The sequence below is a fragment of the Lentzea californiensis genome (genome assembly GCF_024648825.1).
Lineage (GTDB): Bacteria > Actinomycetota > Actinomycetes > Mycobacteriales > Pseudonocardiaceae > Lentzea > Lentzea californiensis.
Window position 1 is genome coordinate 1 of record NZ_JANBBE010000021.1, and the last position, 19,810, is coordinate 19,810.

General features: G+C 71.5%; 25 protein-coding genes and 1 pseudogene. 15 read left to right on the forward strand and 11 right to left on the reverse strand.

Going from position 1 to position 19,810, the window contains the following annotated elements; translation table 11 throughout:
- The 4 genes and pseudogenes from LX88_RS44805 to LX88_RS41480 form a co-directional block, all read right to left on the reverse strand.
- A pseudogene (locus LX88_RS44805) lies at positions 1-260 on the reverse strand (IS982 family transposase); the annotation flags it as partial.
- A 61-nt stretch (positions 261-321) separates the two neighbouring features.
- Positions 322-684 (reverse strand): VOC family protein, encoded by a 363-nt coding sequence (locus LX88_RS41470; RefSeq protein WP_258953227.1) that lies wholly within the window; start codon positions 682-684, stop codon positions 322-324.
- A 40-nt stretch (positions 685-724) separates the two neighbouring features.
- Entirely contained in the window at positions 725-1,438 is a 714-nt protein-coding gene (locus tag LX88_RS41475) for a poly-gamma-glutamate hydrolase family protein (RefSeq protein ID WP_258953228.1), read from the reverse strand.
- Positions 1,439-1,492: 54 nt separating this feature from the next.
- A complete protein-coding gene (locus tag LX88_RS41480) occupies positions 1,493-1,924 on the reverse strand; it encodes an Hsp20/alpha crystallin family protein (protein ID WP_258953229.1) in 432 nt (143 codons plus the stop codon).
- A gap of 104 nt (positions 1,925-2,028) precedes the next feature.
- Here LX88_RS41480 and LX88_RS41485 point away from each other — a divergent pair, with 104 nt between their 5' ends.
- The gene (locus LX88_RS41485) at positions 2,029-2,580 is read left to right on the forward strand and encodes an HSP18 transcriptional regulator (RefSeq protein ID WP_258953230.1); all 552 of its coding nucleotides are present in this window, start codon (positions 2,029-2,031) and stop codon (positions 2,578-2,580) included.
- A gap of 4 nt (positions 2,581-2,584) precedes the next feature.
- Here LX88_RS41485 and LX88_RS41490 read toward each other — a convergent pair whose 3' ends face one another.
- On the reverse strand, positions 2,585-3,433 hold the full coding sequence (locus tag LX88_RS41490; protein ID WP_258953231.1) for a S66 peptidase family protein: 849 nt from the start codon (positions 3,431-3,433) through the stop codon (positions 2,585-2,587).
- Positions 3,430-5,322, reverse strand: coding sequence for a dipeptidyl-peptidase 5 (locus LX88_RS41495; RefSeq protein WP_258953232.1), 1,893 nt, complete (start codon positions 5,320-5,322; stop codon positions 3,430-3,432). The genes LX88_RS41490 and LX88_RS41495 overlap by 4 nt, the downstream gene beginning before the upstream one ends.
- 78 nt (positions 5,323-5,400) lie before the next feature.
- Here LX88_RS41495 and LX88_RS41500 point away from each other — a divergent pair, with 78 nt between their 5' ends.
- From LX88_RS41500 to LX88_RS41525, 6 genes are all read left to right on the forward strand, one after another.
- Positions 5,401-5,967 (forward strand): DUF3090 domain-containing protein, encoded by a 567-nt coding sequence (locus LX88_RS41500; RefSeq protein ID WP_090062452.1) that lies wholly within the window; start codon positions 5,401-5,403, stop codon positions 5,965-5,967.
- Between the two features lies 1 nt (position 5,968).
- Positions 5,969-6,754 (forward strand): SCO1664 family protein, encoded by a 786-nt coding sequence (locus tag LX88_RS41505; RefSeq protein ID WP_090062453.1) that lies wholly within the window; start codon positions 5,969-5,971, stop codon positions 6,752-6,754.
- Positions 6,755-6,813: 59 nt separating this feature from the next.
- On the forward strand, positions 6,814-7,848 hold the full coding sequence (locus tag LX88_RS41510; protein WP_258953233.1) for a S66 family peptidase: 1,035 nt from the start codon (positions 6,814-6,816) through the stop codon (positions 7,846-7,848).
- 153 nt (positions 7,849-8,001) lie between these two features.
- Positions 8,002-8,430 carry a hypothetical protein gene (locus tag LX88_RS41515; RefSeq protein WP_258953234.1) on the forward strand — a complete coding sequence of 143 codons (429 nt, stop codon included), beginning with the start codon at positions 8,002-8,004 and terminating at the stop codon, positions 8,428-8,430.
- A 5-nt stretch (positions 8,431-8,435) separates the two neighbouring features.
- A complete protein-coding gene (locus LX88_RS41520; protein ID WP_258953235.1) occupies positions 8,436-9,137 on the forward strand; it encodes an aminoglycoside phosphotransferase family protein in 702 nt (233 codons plus the stop codon).
- 11 nt (positions 9,138-9,148) lie between these two features.
- The gene (locus LX88_RS41525; protein WP_258953236.1) at positions 9,149-9,955 is read left to right on the forward strand and encodes a DUF3097 domain-containing protein; all 807 of its coding nucleotides are present in this window, start codon (positions 9,149-9,151) and stop codon (positions 9,953-9,955) included.
- A gap of 7 nt (positions 9,956-9,962) precedes the next feature.
- On the opposite strand, the gene LX88_RS41530 is transcribed toward LX88_RS41525, so the two are convergent.
- Positions 9,963-10,385 carry a DUF3592 domain-containing protein gene (locus LX88_RS41530; RefSeq protein WP_258953237.1) on the reverse strand — a complete coding sequence of 141 codons (423 nt, stop codon included), beginning with the start codon at positions 10,383-10,385 and terminating at the stop codon, positions 9,963-9,965.
- Positions 10,386-10,494: 109 nt separating this feature from the next.
- On the opposite strand from LX88_RS41530, the gene LX88_RS41535 reads away from it, so the two are divergent.
- The 5 genes from LX88_RS41535 (at position 10,495) to LX88_RS41555 (ending at position 15,240) form a co-directional block, all read left to right on the forward strand.
- Positions 10,495-10,920: an NfeD family protein gene (locus tag LX88_RS41535; RefSeq protein WP_258953238.1), complete on the forward strand. Its 426-nt coding sequence runs from the start codon at positions 10,495-10,497 to the stop codon at positions 10,918-10,920.
- A gap of 35 nt (positions 10,921-10,955) precedes the next feature.
- Positions 10,956-12,170, forward strand: coding sequence for an SPFH domain-containing protein (locus LX88_RS41540; protein ID WP_258953327.1), 1,215 nt, complete (start codon positions 10,956-10,958; stop codon positions 12,168-12,170).
- 182 nt (positions 12,171-12,352) lie between these two features.
- Complete coding sequence (locus LX88_RS41545) at positions 12,353-12,775, forward strand: YciI family protein (protein WP_258953239.1); 423 nt, start codon at positions 12,353-12,355, stop codon at positions 12,773-12,775.
- Positions 12,776-12,804: 29 nt separating this feature from the next.
- Positions 12,805-14,100 carry an RNA polymerase sigma factor gene (locus tag LX88_RS41550; protein WP_258953240.1) on the forward strand — a complete coding sequence of 432 codons (1,296 nt, stop codon included), beginning with the start codon at positions 12,805-12,807 and terminating at the stop codon, positions 14,098-14,100.
- Between the two features lie 63 nt (positions 14,101-14,163).
- Positions 14,164-15,240, forward strand: coding sequence for a hypothetical protein (locus LX88_RS41555; protein WP_258953241.1), 1,077 nt, complete (start codon positions 14,164-14,166; stop codon positions 15,238-15,240).
- A 36-nt stretch (positions 15,241-15,276) separates the two neighbouring features.
- Here the strand turns inward: LX88_RS41555 and LX88_RS41560 are convergent, their stop codons facing one another.
- Positions 15,277-16,701, reverse strand: a complete 1,425-nt coding sequence (locus tag LX88_RS41560; RefSeq protein WP_258953242.1) for an amidase — start codon at positions 16,699-16,701, stop codon at positions 15,277-15,279.
- A 50-nt stretch (positions 16,702-16,751) separates the two neighbouring features.
- Here LX88_RS41560 and LX88_RS41565 point away from each other — a divergent pair, with 50 nt between their 5' ends.
- On the forward strand, positions 16,752-17,264 hold the full coding sequence (locus tag LX88_RS41565) for an NlpC/P60 family protein (RefSeq protein WP_258953243.1): 513 nt from the start codon (positions 16,752-16,754) through the stop codon (positions 17,262-17,264).
- Positions 17,265-17,304: 40 nt separating this feature from the next.
- Here LX88_RS41565 and LX88_RS41570 read toward each other — a convergent pair whose 3' ends face one another.
- Positions 17,305-17,808, reverse strand: a complete 504-nt coding sequence (locus tag LX88_RS41570) for a CGNR zinc finger domain-containing protein (RefSeq protein ID WP_258953244.1) — start codon at positions 17,806-17,808, stop codon at positions 17,305-17,307.
- A 25-nt stretch (positions 17,809-17,833) separates the two neighbouring features.
- On the opposite strand from LX88_RS41570, the gene LX88_RS41575 reads away from it, so the two are divergent.
- Both LX88_RS41575 and LX88_RS41580 read left to right on the forward strand, forming a co-directional pair.
- A complete protein-coding gene (locus LX88_RS41575; RefSeq protein WP_258953245.1) occupies positions 17,834-18,040 on the forward strand; it encodes a hypothetical protein in 207 nt (68 codons plus the stop codon).
- Entirely contained in the window at positions 18,027-18,641 is a 615-nt protein-coding gene (locus LX88_RS41580) for a TetR/AcrR family transcriptional regulator (protein WP_258953246.1), read from the forward strand. The genes LX88_RS41575 and LX88_RS41580 overlap by 14 nt, the downstream gene beginning before the upstream one ends.
- Here the strand turns inward: LX88_RS41580 and LX88_RS41585 are convergent.
- Positions 18,595-19,248: a hypothetical protein gene (locus LX88_RS41585; RefSeq protein ID WP_258953247.1), complete on the reverse strand. Its 654-nt coding sequence runs from the start codon at positions 19,246-19,248 to the stop codon at positions 18,595-18,597. The two genes, LX88_RS41580 and LX88_RS41585, sit on opposite strands and share 47 nt — an antisense overlap.
- A 4-nt stretch (positions 19,249-19,252) precedes the next feature.
- Positions 19,253-19,780, reverse strand: coding sequence for a P-loop nucleotide/nucleoside kinase family protein (locus tag LX88_RS41590; protein WP_258953248.1), 528 nt, complete (start codon positions 19,778-19,780; stop codon positions 19,253-19,255).
- Between the last annotated feature and the right edge of the window lie 30 nt (positions 19,781-19,810).

The following is a 19,810-nucleotide window of genomic DNA, read 5'->3' on the forward strand; positions in this document are numbered from 1 at the left end:
AGCCGCTTGTTGTAACCCGACTGCTGAGGCAGGTACCGAAACAGGTGCCCCAGATGAGCGTGGGCGTAGCGCAGCCAGCGGGCTTCGGAGGTGTGGCCCAGCAGTGCCTGCATCACCGCGAGGGTGACCAGTTCGGCATCGGTCAGGCTGGGCACGATGCCGACCTTCGGCCGCCACGGCGCTAATCGAGGTTGCGCCCTGAGCAAGTCGTCGGTTCTGACGTAAAGTGCGGTCGCGAGGGTGTCAATGTCGGTCGTCACAACCCGTACATCGACACCCTCGCTTCGCGTCTCTAGACGCCTACCCCTTGGACTTACTCATCTAGTCCACGAACAGGCAGAACGGGTGCCCGTCGGGATCGATGAGCACCCGCACGGTGTCCTGCGGCTGGATCTCGGCGAGCACCGCCCCGCACTCCACCGCGTGCCGCACCGCGGCGTCGAGGTCGTCGACCCGCACGTCGAGGTGCTGCGACGCCGTCTGCTCACCCGCCACAGCCGGCCACACCGGCCGGCGGAAGTGCCGCTCGCGTTCGAAACCGAGCGAAAGCCCGCCCTCGACGCGCACCAGCGCCCAGCCGTCGTCCGCCGTCTCGACCGTGGCGCCGAGCAGCCGCGCGTAGAACGCGGCGAGCTCCCGGGGCTGCGACGTGCCGACCGTGACCGACGTGAGGGAGAGGCGCACGCCGCTCACGCTAGTGGTGTGGCCGTCAGTTGTTGAACGTTCAGTTGTTCAGCGCCTCGCGCGCGGCCACAGCCGCCCGGCAGGCGTGCACGAAGCCCCAGAACACCTCGGTCGTCGTGTGCCGCCGCGCCGGCCGCGTGTTCTCCTCGAACATCGCCGAACGCAGCGGAGTCGTCAGCTCCAGCTGCCCGCCCTGCCGCCCGCGGGTGCGGTTCGCGATGTTCGCCCGGTCGTAGCCGCCCAGCACCGGGTGGTCCACCGCGTCGATCGTGTGGAAGCCCGCCCGCCGCAGCCGCGTCAGCAGCTCCAGGCGCAGCAACGCGTCGCGGCCGCCGACGAGCACCGCCCGGTCGTGGTCCTCCAGGCCCGCCGCGGCCGCCGTGCAGCCGTGCAGGCCCAGCGCGTGCGAGGCACCCGACACCAGCTGCCGTGCCACCCGGTCGTCGCAGTTCGACGACGTGACGTGCAGCTCGTCGTTGGAGGTGGTGCGCAGGCCCTCGAACATCCAGTAGTCGTGGGTCTGCCCGATCGGCACCCGCGTGGAGGGGTGGTAGCCCGCGATGGCCAGGCACAGCTCCGAGGTGCCGACCTCGATGCCGCCGCCGTGCGGGGCGAGCACGACCGACGGGGTCCGGGGCCGGTGGCGCTTGAAGCGACGCCGGTAGTCCACCCGTTCCACCAGTCGGGGATCTGCGTACAGGCCGGAATTGGACGCGTAGACGTCCAGCGCCGTCCACTGGGGCTGCGGTCTCATGGCGGGCGGAAGCCTACCGGGCGTCACCCGGACGGCCGCCGCCCGCCGGGTGGGTCACGCGTCGATCTGCCGCCGCGAGTCCTCGCCCGCGGAGATCGCGATCCTGCGGGGCTTCGCGCGTTCCGCGACCGGGATCCGCAGCGTCAGCACACCCGCGTCGTACTGGGCGTCGATCCGGTCGGTGTCGAGCGCGTCGCCCAGGAACAGCTGCCGCGAGAACACGCCCAGCGGCCGTTCCGACACCTGCATCTCGACGTCTCCGCCCACCGGCCGGCGTTCCGCCTTCACCGTCAGCACGTTGCGCTCGACACTGAGCTCGATCGCGTCCGCCGCCACCCCGGGCAGGTCGAAGGACACCACGAACTCGTCGCCGTCGCGACAGGCGTCCATCGGCATCGCCGACGGCCGTGACCACGTGCCCGCGGCCCCCGCCACCTGCTGCGTCAGCCGGTCCAGCACGCGGAACGGGTCAGTGCGCATCAACATCTGACACCTCCAGTCATCACTCGTAGGACTGTCAATGCGCTGCCCTGCCGTTGTAGCATGTCGTCGAAACGATGACAACTATTCAGCGTCGTCGAGGGGATGACATGACGAACGACTATGAGGCGGTCCGGTCCGCAGCCGCCGCACCCGGCGACGCCACCGAGGTCCTCGCGGCGTTGATGCTGCTCAGGCAGCTGCGCGACGAACTGTCCGGCTGGGAACCCCAGCTCATCGAAGCCGCCCGCGCACTGGGCACGAGCTGGGCCGACCTCGCCCCGGCCCTCGGCGTCGCCAGCCGCCAGGCCGCCGAGAAGCGCTACCTGCGCGTGCGCCGCACCGGGGAGTCCGGCACCGGCGACGAACGCGTGCAGGCCGAACGCGACCGGCGCGCCGGCGACAAGGCCGTCGCCGCGTGGGCGCAGAAGAACGCCGGCGTGCTGCGCAGCCTGGCCGCCCAGGTCGGGCCGCACGACGCCGCGGTGCAGCAGGCGCTGGGCGGGCAGGACGTCACCGACCTGCTCGCACCGCTGGCGCAGGCCGGGCCCGGCCTGCGCGACGGGCAACCCGGCCTCGCCGACCGCATCGCCGACATCGGCCAGCGCACCGACCAGCTGCGCGCCGGCGCACGCCTGCAGCAGCGCCAGCCCCGCGACTGACGCCTCACACCAGCGTCAGCGACCGCGCACCGGCGTCGAGCACCGCCGGCACCCCCAGCGGCAACGACCACGAGCCCGCGCAGTGCCCGAACCCGAAATCACCCAGGACCGGCACCCCCAGCCCCGACAGCCGGTCCGCCAGCACCGCCGACACGTCACCGCAGTCCGTCCACGACCCCAGCACGATGCCCGACACCGGCTCGAACCAGCCCGCCCGCAGCAGCTGCGTCAGGATCCGGTCCAGCCGGTAGGGCTCCTCACCGACGTCCTCCAGCAACGCGATCGCCCCCGGCACCGGCGGCGCCCACCGCGGCCCGCCCACCGACGCCGCCAGCAACGCCGCGTTGCCGCCCGTGAGCACCCCGCGCGCCGTGCCCGCCACCACCGGCGTTCCCGCCGTCCACGACCGCGTGCCGGTGAACAGCACCTCGCGCAGCCGTGCCTGGGCCAGCGGGTCGTCGACGAAGTCCGAGGTGCCCGGCATCGGCCCGAACACCGTGGCCTGGCCCACCGCGTTGAGCTCGGCGTGCAGCACCGTCACGTCCGACGAGCCCACGAACACCCGCGGCGGCAGGTCCTTCCACGGCACCAGGTCCGTCATCCGCAGACACCCGTAACCGCCGCGCACGCAGAACACCGCCGCCACGTCCGAGCACCACGCCGACACGAACTCCGCCGCCCGCGCCTGATCCGACCCGGCCAGGTACGGCAACGACCACGGGCCCACCTCCGGCGTGACCACCCGCAGGCCCCACGACCGCAGCACCTCCGCGCCCGCGGCGATCCTCGAAGCCAGGGCCGGGCCGGCCGGTGACACCAGCGCGACCCGGTCCCCGGCGCACAGCGAACTCACTCCGACAGGTCCAGCACCGGCACACCCGCGGGCACGAACCCGAACGCCTGCCCGTAGAACGACAGCTCCGCCTCCAGCGCCGTCTTGATGTTCTCGGCCATGCGGAACCCGTGCTGCTCACCCTCGAACCGCAGGTACGCGTGCGGAATGCCCGACCCGGCCAGGTCCGCGGCGAAGCGGTCCGCCTGCTCCGGCGGGCAGATCTCGTCCTCCAGGCCCTGCAACAACAGCACCGGCCCCGACACCTGACGCGCCTTCGTCGACGGCGACCGGTCCCGATAGCGGTCCGCGGCCTCCGGCAGCGTCCCCACCAGGCCCTCGACGTAGCGCGACTCGAAGTCGTGCGTCTCGCCGCCCTGCGACGTCCACCCCGCCAGGTCCAGGATCGGGAACGCGACCATGCCGCACCGGTAGACGTCGGTCGACGTCAGCGACGCCGCCGACGTCCAGCCGCCCGCCGAACCGCCCCGGATCCCCAGCCGCTTCGGGTCCGCCGTGCCCTCCGCGGCCAGCTGCTGGGCGACGAACGCGCAGTCCTGCACGTCCACCACACCCCACTGCTCGCGCAGCCGCTCCCGGAACGCCCGGCCGTACCCGGTCGAGCCGCCGTAGTTCACCGCCACCACACCGATGCCGCGGCTGGTCAGATACGCGATGTCGCTGTCGAGCTTGGGCAGCGCACGCCCCGTCGGCCCGCCGTGCACGTGCACCACGTACGGCGGCAACTCGCCCTCGGGCCCCGCGAAGTGCGGGTTCGACGGCGCGTACACGTACGCCGGGATCTCCCCGAACATCCGCTCCACCGGCACCGGCAGGTACGCCGCCTCTGAGGAGGACACAGTCTCCGTGCCGGTCAGGTAGGTCAGCTCACCGTTGGACAGGTCCAGGCGCACCACGGCGAAGTCCGACGTCGGCCCCGCCGCCGCGCAGACCACCACTCCGTCGCGCACCGACAGGTCCGGCACCCACGTCGGCAGGTCGGTCTGCACGTCGGTCACCGTCGCGGACCGCTCGTCGAGCACCGCCAGCTGCCCCGAGCGCACCACCAGGTACCGGCCCGGCGACAGCGTCGCGAACCAGCGGTTGCCCAGCCGCCACATCGGCCCGCCCAGCTCCTCCTCGCACGGCGCCAGGTTCGTGCGCGTGCCGTCGGGGGAGACGCGGAACAGGTTCCACCAGCCGTCCGGGTCGGTCAGCGCCAGCAGCGAGTCGCCCTCCCACTCGAACTGGCACACCGCCTCCGTCGCCGACCCGGAGACGACCTCGTGGGTGTCCGAACCGACCTCGGCGACGCACAGCTCGGTGCCGTCCCACGGCATCTGCGGGTGGTTCCAGCCGATCCAGGCGAACCTCGTGCCGTCCGGGCTGATCTTCGGGCCGGTCATGAAGTGGTGCGAGGCGCCCAGCACCCGGACCTCACCCGCCTGGGTGATCGCCACCAGGTCGCGGCGCACGTCGGTGCGCGCGTCACCCGTGACGGTCTCCCGCACGCACCACACCTCACCGTCCGGGCCCGCCGACAGGTCGGAGTACCGCACCCCGTGATGGCGCTGCGGCGCCTCGGTCAGCGGCTTGGGCTCGGGGGAGTCCGGGTCGAACACGTACACGCGCTGGTCGTCCCAATGCGTGAACGCCACCCGGTCCGGCGCCAGCACCACGAACGGCCGGCCGCCGTACTCGTGCACCCGGTTGCGGGCGTTCCACGGAGCGGGCAGCACCTCCACACCGTCACGCACCAACGCCACCCTGCCACCCTCGGCAGGCCGGCTCTCCGCCCACCACACCTGCTCGCCGTGCAGGTCGGCCCACTGGAACCCACCGCCCGGTTTCGAGGTGTCGCCGGCGCTGATCGGCGAGGTCCAGGTCCCGTACGAAGCGATCTTCACCACAGCCCGACCCTATACGCGGAGTGTTTGGTGGGGGAGGACCTGCCGACGATCTCCGCGTGGCCTAGGGTCGTATCTGCCATGGCTCGTGTCATTCACGTATTCCGCGCACCCGACCGGTTCATCGCAGGAACCGTCGGGCAGCCCGGCGACCGCACCTTCTACCTGCAGGCCTCCGAGCAGAGCAGGTTGATCAGCGTCGCCCTGGAAAAGCAGCAGGTCCAGGTCCTCGCCGAGCGCATCGGCTCGTTGCTCGAGGAGGTGCATCGCCGCTTCGGCACCGACGTGCCCGAGGACGCCCCGCCCGACGACCTCGACACCCAGCCCCTCGACGTGCCCGTCGAGGAGGAGTTCCGCGTCGGCACCATGGGACTGGGCTGGGACGCCGAGTCCAAGGCGGTCGTCATCGAACTCCTCGCGGTCTCCGAGGAGGAGGTCGACGAGGCCGTCGTGCTCGACGACACCGAGGAAGGCCCCGACGCCGTGCGGGTCTTCCTGTCCCCCTCCGCCGCCCGCGCCTTCGCCGACCGCGCCGACCGCGTCGTCAACGCCGGCCGCAAACCCTGCCCGCTGTGCAACGAACCCCTCGACGCGGACGGCCACATCTGCCCCCGGCAGAACGGCTACCGCCGCACCGAAGAAGACTGACGTGGACACCTCCGCGGCCCTGCGGTTGCTCGAACACGGCCGCATCGAGGTAGAAGGCCGCCTCGTCGACGCCTCCAACGCCACCTTGTTCTGCAAGATCTCGCTGGACGGCGTCGACGCGCAGTGCGTCTACAAACCCGTGCGGGGCGAACGGCCGCTGTGGGACTTCCCCGACGGCACGCTCGCCGGCCGCGAGGTGGCCACCTACCTGATCTCCGCCGCGTCCTTCGGCGTCGTGCCGCCCACCGTCCTGCGCCCCGGCCCGTTCGGCAGCGGCATGGTCCAGCTGTGGATCGAGACCCGCGAAGAGGACGAACTCGTCGACATCATCGGCGTCGACGACGTCAAACCCGGCTGGATCCCCGTCTTCCACGCCCACGACCGCTTCGGCGACCCGGCCGTGCTCGTGCACGCCGACCACCCGCGCATCGCCGAGATGTCCGCCTTCGACGTCGTCGTCAACAACGCCGACCGCAAGGGCGGTCACGTCCTGCACGCGCTGGACGGCGCCGTGTACGGCGTCGACCACGGCATCTGCCTGCACACCGAACCCAAACTCCGCACCGTGCTGTGGGGCTGGGCCCGCGAACCCCTGCCCGACCACGTCGTCGAGTCGCTGCGCCGCCTGAGGTCCGAACTCGACGGCACCCTGGGCGAGTCGCTGCACGAGCACCTCACGCGCGCCGAGGTCCGCGCCGTGGGCGAACGCGTCGACAAACTGCTCGCCGCCGGGGTGTACCCCGAACCGTCCGGCGACTGGCCCGCCATCCCCTGGCCCGCGTTCTAGCCCACCCGCACGCGATATCGCGGTGATCCGCTCGCGCGGCGTCGCTACGCTCGGCGTCCATGCAGTTGATCAACCCGGCCAAACCCCGCCCCGGCGACCGCGTCGCGATCGTCTCCCCGGCCTCCGGCCTCGCGGGCCTGTTCCCGCAGCCCCACGAACTGGGCCTGCGGCGTCTCGAACAGGACTTCGGGCTCATCGCGGTCGAGTACCCGGCAACCCGCAAGATGGGTTCGACCCCGCGGGAACGGGCGGAAGACCTGCACACCGCGTTCGCCGACCCCGGCATCAAGGCCGTGATCGCCACGATCGGCGGCGACGACCAGATCACCGTCCTGCCGCACCTGGACGAGGAGCTGATCAGGGCCAACCCCAAGCCGTTCTTCGGGCACAGCGACAACACCAACCTGCTGACCTGGCTCGCCAACCGCGGCATCACCGGCTTCTGCGGCGGCGGCGTCATGGTCCAGTTCGGGCGGCCCGGCGCGATGCACCCGGCCACGCGGGAATCACTGAAAGCCGCGCTGTTCACGCCGGGTGAGTACCGGCTGGCCGAGACCACCGCCTACGGCGACAAGGAAAGCCCCTGGGACGACCCGCGCACCTTCGACACCGAACCCGTCCTCGAACCCAGTGGCGGCTGGATCTGGCACCGGCCCCACACCGCGGTGCGAGGCCGGTCGTGGGGCGGCAACCTGGAGATCCTGTCGTGGCTGATGATGGCCGGCCGGGAGATCAACGCCCCCGAGCACTACGACGGCACCGTGCTGTTCTTCGAGACCAGCGAGGAGATGCCGTCCGCGACCGAGGTCTACCGGATCCTGCGCAACATGGGGGAGCGCGGGCTGCTGCGCCGGTTCGCCGCCGTGCTCGTCGGACGCGCCAAAGCCTGGTCGTTCACCGACCAGGACACCGGCCGCGCCGCCTACACCACCGCGCAGCGCGAAGCGGTCCTGCGGGCGTTCGCGCAGTACGCGCCCAGCACGATGATCGTGTTCGACGTCGACTTCGGCCACACCGACCCGCAGCTCGTCATCCCCGTGGGCGGCACCGTCGAGGTCAACGGCCCGGACCGCACGATCACCGTCACCTACTGACGGTCGCGGTCATCGGCGAACTATTCGTTGCCCATTCACATTCTTCCAATTGAGACACTGCTGGGGTTTGACGGGACATCATCGTGCCCCTATGTTCTGGGAGGCGTTCTGACCTGCGCAAACATTCAAATATGAATGCGGGACACGGGTGACATGACCTATTTCGAACGAATCGTCGTGGTCGGTACCGCCGAACTCGGCGCCTGGGCGGCGACGTGCCTGGCGCGCCGGTTCGGGCCCGTTCACCTGATCGGACCCGGCGCCGAGACGCTGACCGACATCGGCGTCCGCCGCTACCCGCACGCGGTCGTGCGCGACCTCGACCTCGACACGCCCGCCGTCATCGTCGACAACGACGGCGGGCGGCTGCAGCGCCTGGTGTGCGACCGGCTGCTCATCGCCGGGTGGCCCGTGCCGTTGCTGCCGGTCAACCGGTGGGTCGTCGACGGCAAGGTCGTCGTCGCCGGCGACGGGGCGGACCTGCGGCTGCTCTCGACGTGCTTCGACGCCAACGGGCTGTGGCGCCCGGCGCTCGCGGACTACCAGATCCGCCGCCAATCGGGAGCGAACTCGCTAATCTGAGTTGAGTGATCGATGACGAGGACAGAACCCGGCTGATCCGGCGTTTCGGCACCGGCGTGACCGGGTGGATCGACGCCCTGCCCGACCTGGTCGCCACGCTCACCGCCCGCTGGGGCCTCACCCTGCTGCACCACGTGCCCGGCGGCACCGGCGCCACGTTCCTGTGCACCGACGCCGTCCTCAAACTCACCCCCGAGCACGACATCGCCGTGCACGAGGCACGAGCCTTGAACGCCTGGGCACACACGCCCGCCGTCGTCGACCTCCTCGACGCCGACCTCACCCGCGGCGCGCTGCTGCTGGCGCGGATCCGGCCCGGCACCCCCGCCACCGACCCCGCCACGGTCGTGCCGCACCTGCACGAGGCGAAACCGGCGGGGTTCCCGCCTCTCAAAGCCCGCGTCGACTTCCTGTTCGAGACCGTGCTCACCCGCCGCACCGGCACCTACTACGCCACCGAGCACCACCGCGCCCGCAAACTCGCCGCCGACAACGTCAAAGCGGTGCTGCTGCACGGCGACATGCACCCCGGCAACGTCCTGCAGGGCCCGGCCGGACCGGTCGCGATCGACCCGCGGGCCTGCGTCGGCGACCCGGCCGTCGACTGGCTCGACTTCGTGCACGGCGGATACGACCTGCACGGCGCCGACGTCGATCTCGACCGCGTCCACGAGTGGCTCACCGCCTTCAAACCGTTCTACGGCTAACCTTGCGAGCCGTGCGTTCCCACGACTACGGCCGCGACGTCCTCTCGACCCGCAAGCGCAAGAAGGTCCCCGAGATCGCGGCCGAACCCGGCCTCGTCGTCGAGGACCCCGCCAGCGGCTTCTGCGGAGCCGTCGTGAAGTTCGAGTACGGCCACGTCGTCCTGGAGGACCGCCACGGCCGCCACCGGCTGTTCCCGCTCAACCCCGCCGGGTTCCTCCTCGACGGCCAGCCCGTCACCCTGGTCAAGCCCGCACCGCAGCCGCCCAAGCCGAAGATCACCGCGTCCGGCTCGGTCAAGGTCGAAGGCCTGCGCGCGCAGACCGCCAAGGCCAGCCGCATCTGGGTCGAGGGCAAGCACGACGCCGAGCTCGTCGAACGCGTCTGGGGCCACGACCTGCGCGTCGAGGGCATCGTCGTGGAACCGCTGCACGGCGTCGACGAGCTCCCGCAGCGCATCGCGGAGTTCGGCACCGCCGCGCACCGCCGCCTGGGCGTGCTGGTCGACCACCTCGTCGCGAACTCCAAGGAACAGCGCGTCGTCGAGCAGATCCGCGACGACAACGTGCTCGTCACCGGTCACCCCTACGTCGACATCTGGCAGGCCGTGAAGCCCCAGGCCGTCAAGATCAAGGCGTGGCCGGTCGTGCCGCGCGGCGTCGACTGGAAGACCGGGGTGTGCGCGCAGCTGGGGTGGGGCGAGACGTGGGAGGGCTGGCAGCGCGTCCTGGGCGCGGTGTCCAGCTACCGCGACATCGAGTCCGACCTGCTCGGCGCCGTGGAGCGGCTCATCGACTTCGTCACCGTCCCCCAGGACTGAGCGCGCTTCACGCGGAGCGGCGCTGGGAAGCCCAGGCGAGGACGTTCATGCCGAGCGCGCCCAGCGCCACGACGCCCAGCATCACGCCCAGCACCCAGAACGCCTGGTCGTTGTCGGCCAGCGCGGAGTCCACGACCCGGCCGTCGCGCAGGTCGTAGCGCACGGCCACACGGGTGCCGGGCTGGTGCGCGGACCCGTTCTCCGACAGCGTCTCGACCTGCTTGGAGCCGTCGGGCAGCGAGTACTCGACCTTCAGCGACACGCTCTTGCCGGACTTCAGCCGCTCCAGCACCGTCGCCTCGGTGCCGGCCCACGACCGCTGCTCGGCGGCGGACTGCAGCACGATCACCAGGCCCACGACCGCGACGGCGAGCACGAGTCCGGAGACCAACCGTCCCGACCTCGAGCGCACCTTCAACGCCTTCGCCATCACGCCTCCTTCGCCGGAATCATCTCCCGTTGATCGATTTCGTTACGGTCCGGGGCCCAGCACGGTGAATCCCGGACCCGGCCGGTCCCCGTTGGTGTATGTATGGGCCATGGCCGCCCTGATCTGGCTGATCGTCGGGATACTGCTCGTCGTCGCCGAGGTTCTCTCCGGTGACTTCGTGCTGGTCATGCTCGGTGCCGCCGCACTGGCCGCGGCAGGCGCGTCCGCACTGGGTGCCGCCGACCTGGTCAGCGTGCTCGTCTTCGCGGCGTCGTCGGTGGGCCTGATCGTCGCGGCCCGGCCGCTGCTCAAGAAGCGGCTGCAGCTCGGCTCCGGCATCCGGATGCACCACGAGGCGCTGCTGGGCGGCAGGGCCGTCGCGGTGACGCAGGTGACCGAGCACGGCGGGCAGGTCAAGATCGGCGGCGACACCTGGAGCGCGCGCACCCTCGACGGGTCCGTGGTCGAAGAAGGCGAAGCCGTCACCGTTGTCGAGATCTCGGGCGCCGTCGCCGTGGTGATAGCCGCGGTGTGAGCGCCCGCAGGAGGGTGTGAACCGAGTTGGACCCGATCACCGCTGTGATCGCCGCCGTCATCGCGATCTTCGTGCTGACCATCGCCGTCAAATCCGTGCTGGTCATCCCGCAGGCGCAGGCCGCCGTCATCGAACGCCTCGGCCGCTACCGCAACACCGCGGCACCCGGCCTGAACATCATGGTCCCCTTCATCGACAAGGTGCGGGCCCGCATCGATCTGCGCGAGCAGGTCGTGTCGTTCCCGCCCCAGCCGGTGATCACCCAGGACAACCTGACCGTGTCCATCGACACCGTCGTGTACTTCCAGGTCACCGAACCGCGCTCCGCGGTGTACGAGATCTCCAACTACATCGTCGGTGTCGAGCAGCTCACCATCACGACGCTGCGCAACCTCGTCGGCGGCATGAGCCTCGAGGAGACCCTGACCTCGCGTGACCACATCAACGGTCAGCTGCGCGGGGTGCTCGACGAGGCGACCGGACGCTGGGGCCTGCGCGTGGCCCGCGTCGAGCTCAAGTCCATCGACCCGCCGCCCTCCATCCAGGACTCGATGGAGAAGCAGATGCGCGCCGACCGCGAGAAGCGCGCCATGATCCTCACCGCCGAGGGCCAGCGCGAGTCGTCGATCAAGACCGCGGAAGGCCAGAAGCAGTCGCAGATCCTCGCCGCCGAGGGCGGCAAGCAGGCCGCGATCCTGTCCGCGGAGGGTGAGCGGCAGTCGCAGATCCTGCGGGCGCAGGGTGAACGCGCCGCCCGCTACCTGCAGGCGCAGGGCCAGGCCAAGGCCATCGAGAAGGTGTTCGCCGCGATCAAGGCCGGCAAGCCCACGCCGGAGGTGCTGGCCTACCAGTACCTGCAGACGCTGCCGCAGATGGCCCAGGGCGACGCGAACAAGGTCTGGATGATCCCGTCCGACTACGGCAAGGCCCTCGAAGGGTTCGCCCGCATGCTCGGCGCCCCCGGCGACGACGGCGTGTTCCGCTACGAGCCGCCCGCCGCCGAGGAGGGTGAGACCTCACGCCCGGAGGACGAGGACGAGTCGGTCGCCGCCTGGTTCGACCTCAAGTCCGACCCGAAGGTCGCCGAGGCCGTCGCCGCCGCGGAGGCGGTGGCACGCCAGGAGGTGCCCGGTCCGCTCAGCGGCATGCCGCGCCCGGTCGCCGGCACCTCGCCGCTGCCGGAACTGGCCGGGTCCGACTTCGAGACCGAGCAGCCCCGGTCGCTGCACCAGCCGGGCGACCAGGTCTGACCGAACGGCACACCGAGCGGCCCGTCCCGATCACCGGGGTGGGCCGCTCAGTCGTCTCACCAGCGCGAACAGAAATTTCCAAGAAAATTCCGGGTCGCGTGTCGATCGAACACCCCGCCCGTTCGACCTGGGCGTGAAAGGGTCCACAACGGACCCGCACGAACCTACTGGGAGACACCGAAATGAAGTTCATGCTGATCTGGCGCGTGACCTCCGACGAGGCCTGGGGCAACCTCGGTGAGATCGACTTCGACCAGATGCTCGAGACCGTCGGCAAGTTCAACGAGGAGCTGATCGAGGCCGGGGTCCTGATCGCCGCCGAAGGTCTCGCCCCCGCCGAGGAGGGCGTGGTCGTCGACTTCTCCTCCGAGCCGCCCGTGGTCACCGACGGCCCCTACGGCGAGACCAAGGAGCTGTTCAACGGCTTCTACCTGATCAACGTCCCGACCATCCAGGACGCCGTCGAGTGGGCCAAGCGCACGCCGATGACCGCGGCCGGGTTCAAGACCGAGATCCGCCGCGTCCCCTCGATCGACGAGTTCCCGCAGGACAACGAGTGGATCAAGAAGGAACGGGCCTGGCGCGAGTCCACCGGCCAGCTCTGAGCTCACACGGTTGATCTAGTTTGGGCAGCATGAGCGACCCCACGGGACGCAAGGCCGTAGCCGCGGTGTGGCGCATCGACTCCGCGAGGATCATCGGTGCGCTCACCCGCTACACCGGCGACTTCGCGCTGGCCGAGGACCTGGCGCAGGAGGCACTGGCCGAGGCGCTGGTGACCTGGCCGCGCGAGGGCGTGCCGAACAACCCGGCGGGCTGGCTGCTCACCGTGGGCCGGCGGCGCGCGATCGACGCGTTCCGCCGCCGCAGCGCCCGCGACGAGAAGTACGCCGCGATGGCGCACCACCTGCCCGAGGGCGGTGCGCTGACCGGCGCCGATCCCGGGCCCGCGCCCGACGACGTGCTGTGGGACCCGGACCAGATCGACGACGACACCCTCGCGCTGATGTTCACCTCGTGTCACCCGGTGCTGTCGCGGGAGGCCGGGGTGGCGCTGACGCTGCGGGTGATCGGTGGTCTGACCAGCGACGAGATCGCGCGGGCGTTCCTGGTGCCCACGGCGACCGTGCAGGCCCGCATCACCCGCGCGAAGAAGACCCTCGGTGCGGCCGGTGTGCCGTTCGAGGTGCCGCCGGTGGCCGAGCGCCCGGCGCGGCTGGCCCAGGTCCTCAGCGTCGTCTACCTGATCTTCACCGAGGGCTCGTCGGCCAGTTCCGGCGACGAGGTCATCCGCTTCGACCTGGCCGGGGAGGCGCAGCGGCTCGCGCGGATCCTGTCGCGGCTGATGCCGGAGGAACCCGAGGTCCACAGCCTGCTCGCACTGCTCGAGCTCACCGCCGCCCGCTTCCCCGCCCGCCGCGGCCCCGACGGCGAGACCGTGCTGCTCGAGGACCAGGACCGGCGCCGCTGGGACCGCTCCGCCATCGCCCGCGGCCGTGCCGCGCTCGCGAAGGCCTCCGACGCCGGCCGCGGGTACGGCTACTACGGGCTGCAGGCCGCGATCGGCGAGTGCCACGCGCTGGCGTCCTCGGTCGAGGACACGAACTGGGGCCGCATCGTCGCCCTCTACGACGGCCTGGGCCGCCTCGCCCCGTCGCCGGTCGTGGACCTCAACCGGGCCGTCGCCGTCTCGATGGCCCAGGGGCCCGCCGCCGCCCTGCCGATCGTCGACGCGCTGGCGTCGGCCGAGGCGTTCAAGGACTCCCACCAGCTACCGGGCGTGCGCGGGGAGTTGCTGCGCCGCCTGGGCCGTCTCGACGAGGCCCGCGCCGAGCTCGAGCAGGCGATTCGACTGTGCGGCAACGAACGCGAACGGGCCGTGCTGACGCGGAAGCTGGCGGAACTGTCCCCATCTGACCACCGAGGGTGAACCTTAAATCCGATAGGGCGACATCGGTAGCACTCGACCGGGTGACGCGGGAATGATGTTGTGATGGACTCGCTGCCCGACACCGTGGCCTCCGCGCTCGTCGAGGCCGACAGCGAGACCACCGGCTGGCCGGCCCGCTGGCAGGCGCTGACCGCCGTGTCGGTCGAGCTGCAGTCGCAGCTGGTCACCGATCCCGGCCCGCGGCTGGTCGCGTTGATCGAACAGATCGTCACCCAGCTCGCCGACGGGGTCGCCACCAGCCGACGCCACCGCGTCGAACTGGCCGAGCTGGCCCACCGGGTGCTGGGCATCCACGCCCGCGCGTGCGCCGAGACCGGCTCCGACCCGCGGCGGCTGGCCGACTGGCTGCTCGACCTGCAGCTGCAGCACCCCGACGCGCCCGACGTCAGCCTCGCCGCCTACGCCGGCGCCCTCGACGACGAGGGCTTGGCCCGCTACCGGGAGCGGGCGGTGGCGTTGTTCGAGCCGCTGCCGGTGATCGGGTTCGGCGAGACGGGCCGTTACGACCGCGCCCGCTGGGCGTTGCTGCGCGTGATGGAGGAGCTCGCCGAGTACACCGAGGACGTCGACCTGCAGCTGCTCGTGCTGGGAAAGGACCTCTCCTCGGGCTGGCACTACCTGCAGGTCGCGACCGTGCTGCGCGACAACGGCCGCTCGGACGAGGCGCTGGAGTGGGTGGAACGCGGGCTGCGCGCCGTGGGCGGGCGGGGTGCCGCCTTGCGGTTGATCGACCTCGCGGTGGAGGAGCACCTGCGCCGGGGCGCGCCGCAGCGGGCCCTGGAGGTGTGCCGACAGGCGTTCTTCGCGCGGCCCAACCTCGACGTGTACCTCAAGATCCGGGCGCTGGTCGTGCACACCGACGAGTGGCCGCCGCTGCGCGCGGAGCTGGTGCGGCACCTGGTGCAGGACGGCAGCCGCCTCGCGGTGGAGGTGTACCGGCGCATCGTGGAGGTCGAGCTCGCCCGGCGCGGCATCGAGGAGCAGGACCTGGTGATGGACCTGCTGGAACAACTACGCGGCCTGCAGCCCGACGCGTTCGCCGACTACCTGGACCACATCAAGTCGCGGCACGTGGCCGACCGGGAACTGCTCGACGAGTTGTCCAAGCGCGGATTCTGACCATTCCCGGTTCGGATAGTCCGTTCTCGTAATATCCTAGTTCGCATGATCGAGTCCGGAGGGGACCCGGTCCGCCCACGGCCGGGCGCGCTCCAGCTGGGCGGACACCGACAGCAGCGTGCACTCGTCGTGCTGGCGGCCCACGAGCTGCACCGCCAGGGGCAGGCCCGCCGACGTTCGGCCGGCCGGAACCGAGGCGGCGGGGTTGCCGACGATGTTCCACAGCGGCAGGAACGTCGTGTAGTGCGCGGCCGCGAGCAGTGCTGTGACGACGTTGCGGCCGTCCCACTCGCCCACGCGGATCGGCGGGCGGGTCAGCGCCGGGGTGAGCAGCACGTCGATCGAGGCGAACACCCGGTTCGCGTACGCGGTGAGCGCCGCGTCGTCCTTGGCCGCCCACCGCGCGACACCGCGCGGCACGCGCCGGCCCAGTTCGCTGACCGCTCGGGTGCGGGGCTCGACCAGGTCCGGCAACTCCATGCCCGTGCGCGCCAGGTAGGCGTTGTGCACGTAGCGGGCGGCGAACTGCGTGGAGGCGGTGACGTCGCGCATCGGCGGATCGAGCCGCACGACGTCGTGGCCGAGGTCGGTGAGCAGCGCGGCGGTGTCCTGCACGACGTCGCGGACCTCGTCGGCGACCGGGATGCCCGGACCCCACGGCCGCAGCGACACCCCGATCCGCAGCCGGCCCGGATCCGTGCGCGCGGCCTGGGTGAAGCTGGTACGCGGCGGATGTGCGGCGTGCGCGTCACCGGGGGTGGCGCCGTGGATCTGGTCGGCGACCAGAGCCCAGTCCGCCACCGTGCGGGTGATCGGCCCCGCCACGACCAGACCGCCCAGCATCTGCGGTTCCGGCGAGAGCGAGACGCGACCGCGCTGGGGCTTGAGCCCGAACAGGCCGGTCATGGCGGCGGGGATGCGGATCGACCCGGCGCCGTCGGTGCCGATCGCGGCCGCCGCCAGTCCCGCCGCCACGGCCGCGGCCGACCCGCCGCTGGACCCGCCGGGGGAGTGCGCGAGCGACCACGGGTTGCGCGTCGGCCCCGCCCAGGAGCTCTCGGTGAAAGGCCACAGGCCCAGCTCCGGCATGCGGGTGCGGCCGATGATCACCGCCCCGGCCGCGCGCAGCCGCGTGACGATCGCGGAGTCCGCCGGCTGCGGGGTGCGCGCGGCGTTCGTGCCCTTGGTGGTGGGCAGGCCCGCCACCGCGATGTCCTCCTTGACCGCGATCGGCACTCCCAGCAGCGGCAGGTCCTCGCCCGCCGACCTGCGTTCGTCGGCCCGCTCCGCCTCGGCGAGGGCCTGCTCGGCGAAGACCAGCCGGAACGCGTTGAGCCGCGGGTCGATGCGCTCGATGCGGCGCAGGTGCTCGGCGAGCAGGTCGCGGGCGGTCACCTCACCGGACCGCACGGCCTGGGCCTGCCTGGCCACCCCGGCGAAACACAGCTCCGTCAGCTCCATGAACCGACCCTAAGCGCCCGCAGCTGATCTACGGAATGGGAGAAGCGCACATGAGAGTCCTCGCGATCACGGCCGCCGCACTCGTCGCCCTAGCCACCCTGGTGGCCCCGGCCCACGCGGCCGGGGCACCGATCTACCGCTACGAGATCATCGACCGCGCCAACAGCTGGCTGACGGCCAACAACGGCGTCCGGGTGCCCTACGACCAGAACCGCAAGTGGACCGACGGCTACCGCATGGACTGCTCCGGCTACGCCTCGATGGCCGCCCGGCTCGACAAGGTCCCGGACGCGCCCAACACCCAGGCGCTCGTCACCACCACCTGGACCTCGCCGATCTCGATGAGCCAGCTCACGCGCGGCGACCTGGTCATCGACGCGATCGGGGACGGCAACAGCCGCCACGTCGTCATCTTCGACCGGTGGACCGACTCGACCAGGACCCGCTACTTCGCCTACGAGCAGCGCGGCGGCTGGGGCACCGACTGGCGCAGCCACACCTACGGCCTGGAGGCGAACTCCGAGTACAAGGCGCGGCGCCTGAACAACGTCATCGACAAGTGAGCCCACCGGGCCCCGCCGGTCGGGGGCGCGTCGGCGCGGTTCACGCCGGCTGGGCCCGGCTGCGGTGGTTCGCCACGGCGACGCGGTTGGCGCACTTGGTCGAGCAGAACCGCCGCCGGCCGTTGCGACTGGTGTCCACGAACACCGTGTCGCAGCCGTCGCGGCCGCACGAGCCGATGCGCCCCGCGTCCTCGCAGAACAACGCCGCCATGCCCGCCGCCGTGTACGCCTTGAGCCGCACGTCGGTCGGCGCGTCCTCACGGGCGTAGTGCAGGTGCGGGGCGCGTCCGTCGTGCGTGGAGATGTAGTGCATGGTGGAGGACTGGGCCAGCAGCTCGTTGAGCAGCTCGACCGTGGGCGCGCGGAACGCGCTGCGCAGCCGTTCGATCCAGTCTCGTACGTCACGTTCCTGCCGTGCGTCCAGGGAGCCCAGGGGCTTGTAGTCCGACGCTTTCAGCACGTCGAGCAGGTGCGTGGCCGGGTCGGCGTTGACCAGCGTCGCGGCCAGTTCGGCGGCCGCCCCGCCGTAAGGGTTGAAATGCACTAGACCATGACATCAGGCTTGGCTCATGATCGCCACCTGCCCCGCCTGCCACTGGCCCGCCACCTCCGCCGTGTCCTGCCACGGCACCGTCGCCTACGTCCGCTGCGTCTGCGGCCTGTTCCTCGTGCTCGAACGCGGCGTCGTCACCGCGACCGCGGGGACCAGCACGTTCGCCCCGATCCACCACACCCGTGGTGATCTTGCTAGTGTCCCGGACCGTGAGCCGTCGTGAGCTTCTGTGCGACACCGCGATCCAGATCCTCGCGGTGGAAGGCGGCCGCGGCCTGACCCACCGGGCGATCGACCGCGAGGCCGGCGTCCCCATCGGCACCACCAAGAACTACTTCCCGACCCGCGAGGCCGTCCTCACCGCCTGCGCCGCCCGCATGACCTCGCTGCACCGCGCCGCCGTGCAACGCCTGCGCGAGACGACCCCGCCCGACATCAGCGCCACCGACGTCGCCGAGCTCTACCCGGCCCTGCTGCGCCGCGCGGTCGCCGACGACCCGACGCAGATGCTCGCGATGGTCGAGCTCTACCTGGAGGCGGTCCGCCGTCCCGGTGTGCGCGAGGCGCTCTCGGGCATGGTCCTCGCCAACGCCGAAGCCGCCGCCGCGCTGCAACAGGCCGCCGGGCTGCCCTCGACGGTGCGCGACACGGGCCTGCTCGACGCCTACTTCCTCGGGGTGGCGATCTCGCTGCTCGCACTGCCGGCGGAGACGCTGCGGACCGTCGGCCTGGACGACCCGTACGCGCTGGGCATCGGCGTGTTCTCCGCGACCGCGCCTAGCGCCGGCCCGTCACCAGAACGGCGATCAGCAGGGTCAGGCTGATCACCGCCGGGATCGCGAGCGCCACCGCGGGCCGGGCCAGCTTGAAGGGATCGCCGCTCAGCTGCGCGACGACCGCCCAGGTCGCGACACCGCCGCACACGAGCGCGACACCGCCCAGGCCGGCCGCCCCGCGCCTCTTGTGCCTCCTGCGCACCGGCTCCCGCCGAGCGTCCAGGCAGCGCGTGGTCAGTGCCGTGACGATGGCGGGACTGTTCTCGGTGAGCCCGCTGATGTGCAGCAGCTGCCCGTCGTTGAACCGGATCATGCAGCCGGCCTTGGAGTGCCCGGCGTGCTCGGCGACGTCGAGTGCCCGCACCTGGTCCCACGCCCAGGACTGCCGCACGCCGCCGAGAACGTGGACGATGCCGTCCTCGTGGAGCTCGATCTCCTCGGGCGGGCCCTGTTTGACCAGCAGGACGGCCGCGGCACCGGTGTAGAACAGCAACGGCATGACGGCGAAGATCAGCCCGCGCTCGGCGCCGCCGAGGTCGATCACGAACGACAGGGCCAGCATCGCGGCGCTCACGAGCGCGACGACCGCCGTGACGAGGCCCAGGACGCGCCGCCGGTCGCCGGCGACGGAGTGCGTGCTCAGCAGGGGACCCATTCGATCAACCTAGTTGGTGCGCCAACGCCGCCGTGAGCGTCGCGTAGGTCTGTTCGACGTCACCGCCGGCCTCGATCACGGTGACGTGAGGGGTCAGGTAGGCGGTGATGCGGTCGTGGCTGCGCCGGATCACGTCCGCGCCGCCGAGTGCTTCGACGACGTGGTCGATGTGGTGCTCGCGCCGCCGGTAGCGGCCGACCGCGGTCTCGGGCGGGGCGAGCAGCACGAACTCGAGGTAGTCCGCACCCGCGGCTTGGGCCGCCGCGGCGAACTTGTCGCGTTCGCTGTGCCGCATGATCAGCTGCGGCATCACGACGTCGTGGCCCGAGGCCAGGTGGGTGGCCGCCATGGCCAGGACGAGCGGGCGGACCAGGTTGACCGTGCCGTAGAAGTCCTCGCGCCAGCCGCCGACGAGCCGGACGATCTCGTCGGCGTCGAGGTCGAGCGTTCCGGGGTGGTCGGCGGCGTAGCGGGCGGCGATCGTGGACTTGCCGACGCCGGTGGGGCCGTTGAGGTGGATCAGCCGAGGCACCGGCCCCAGGCTAGCGGTGCCGCCCGGCAC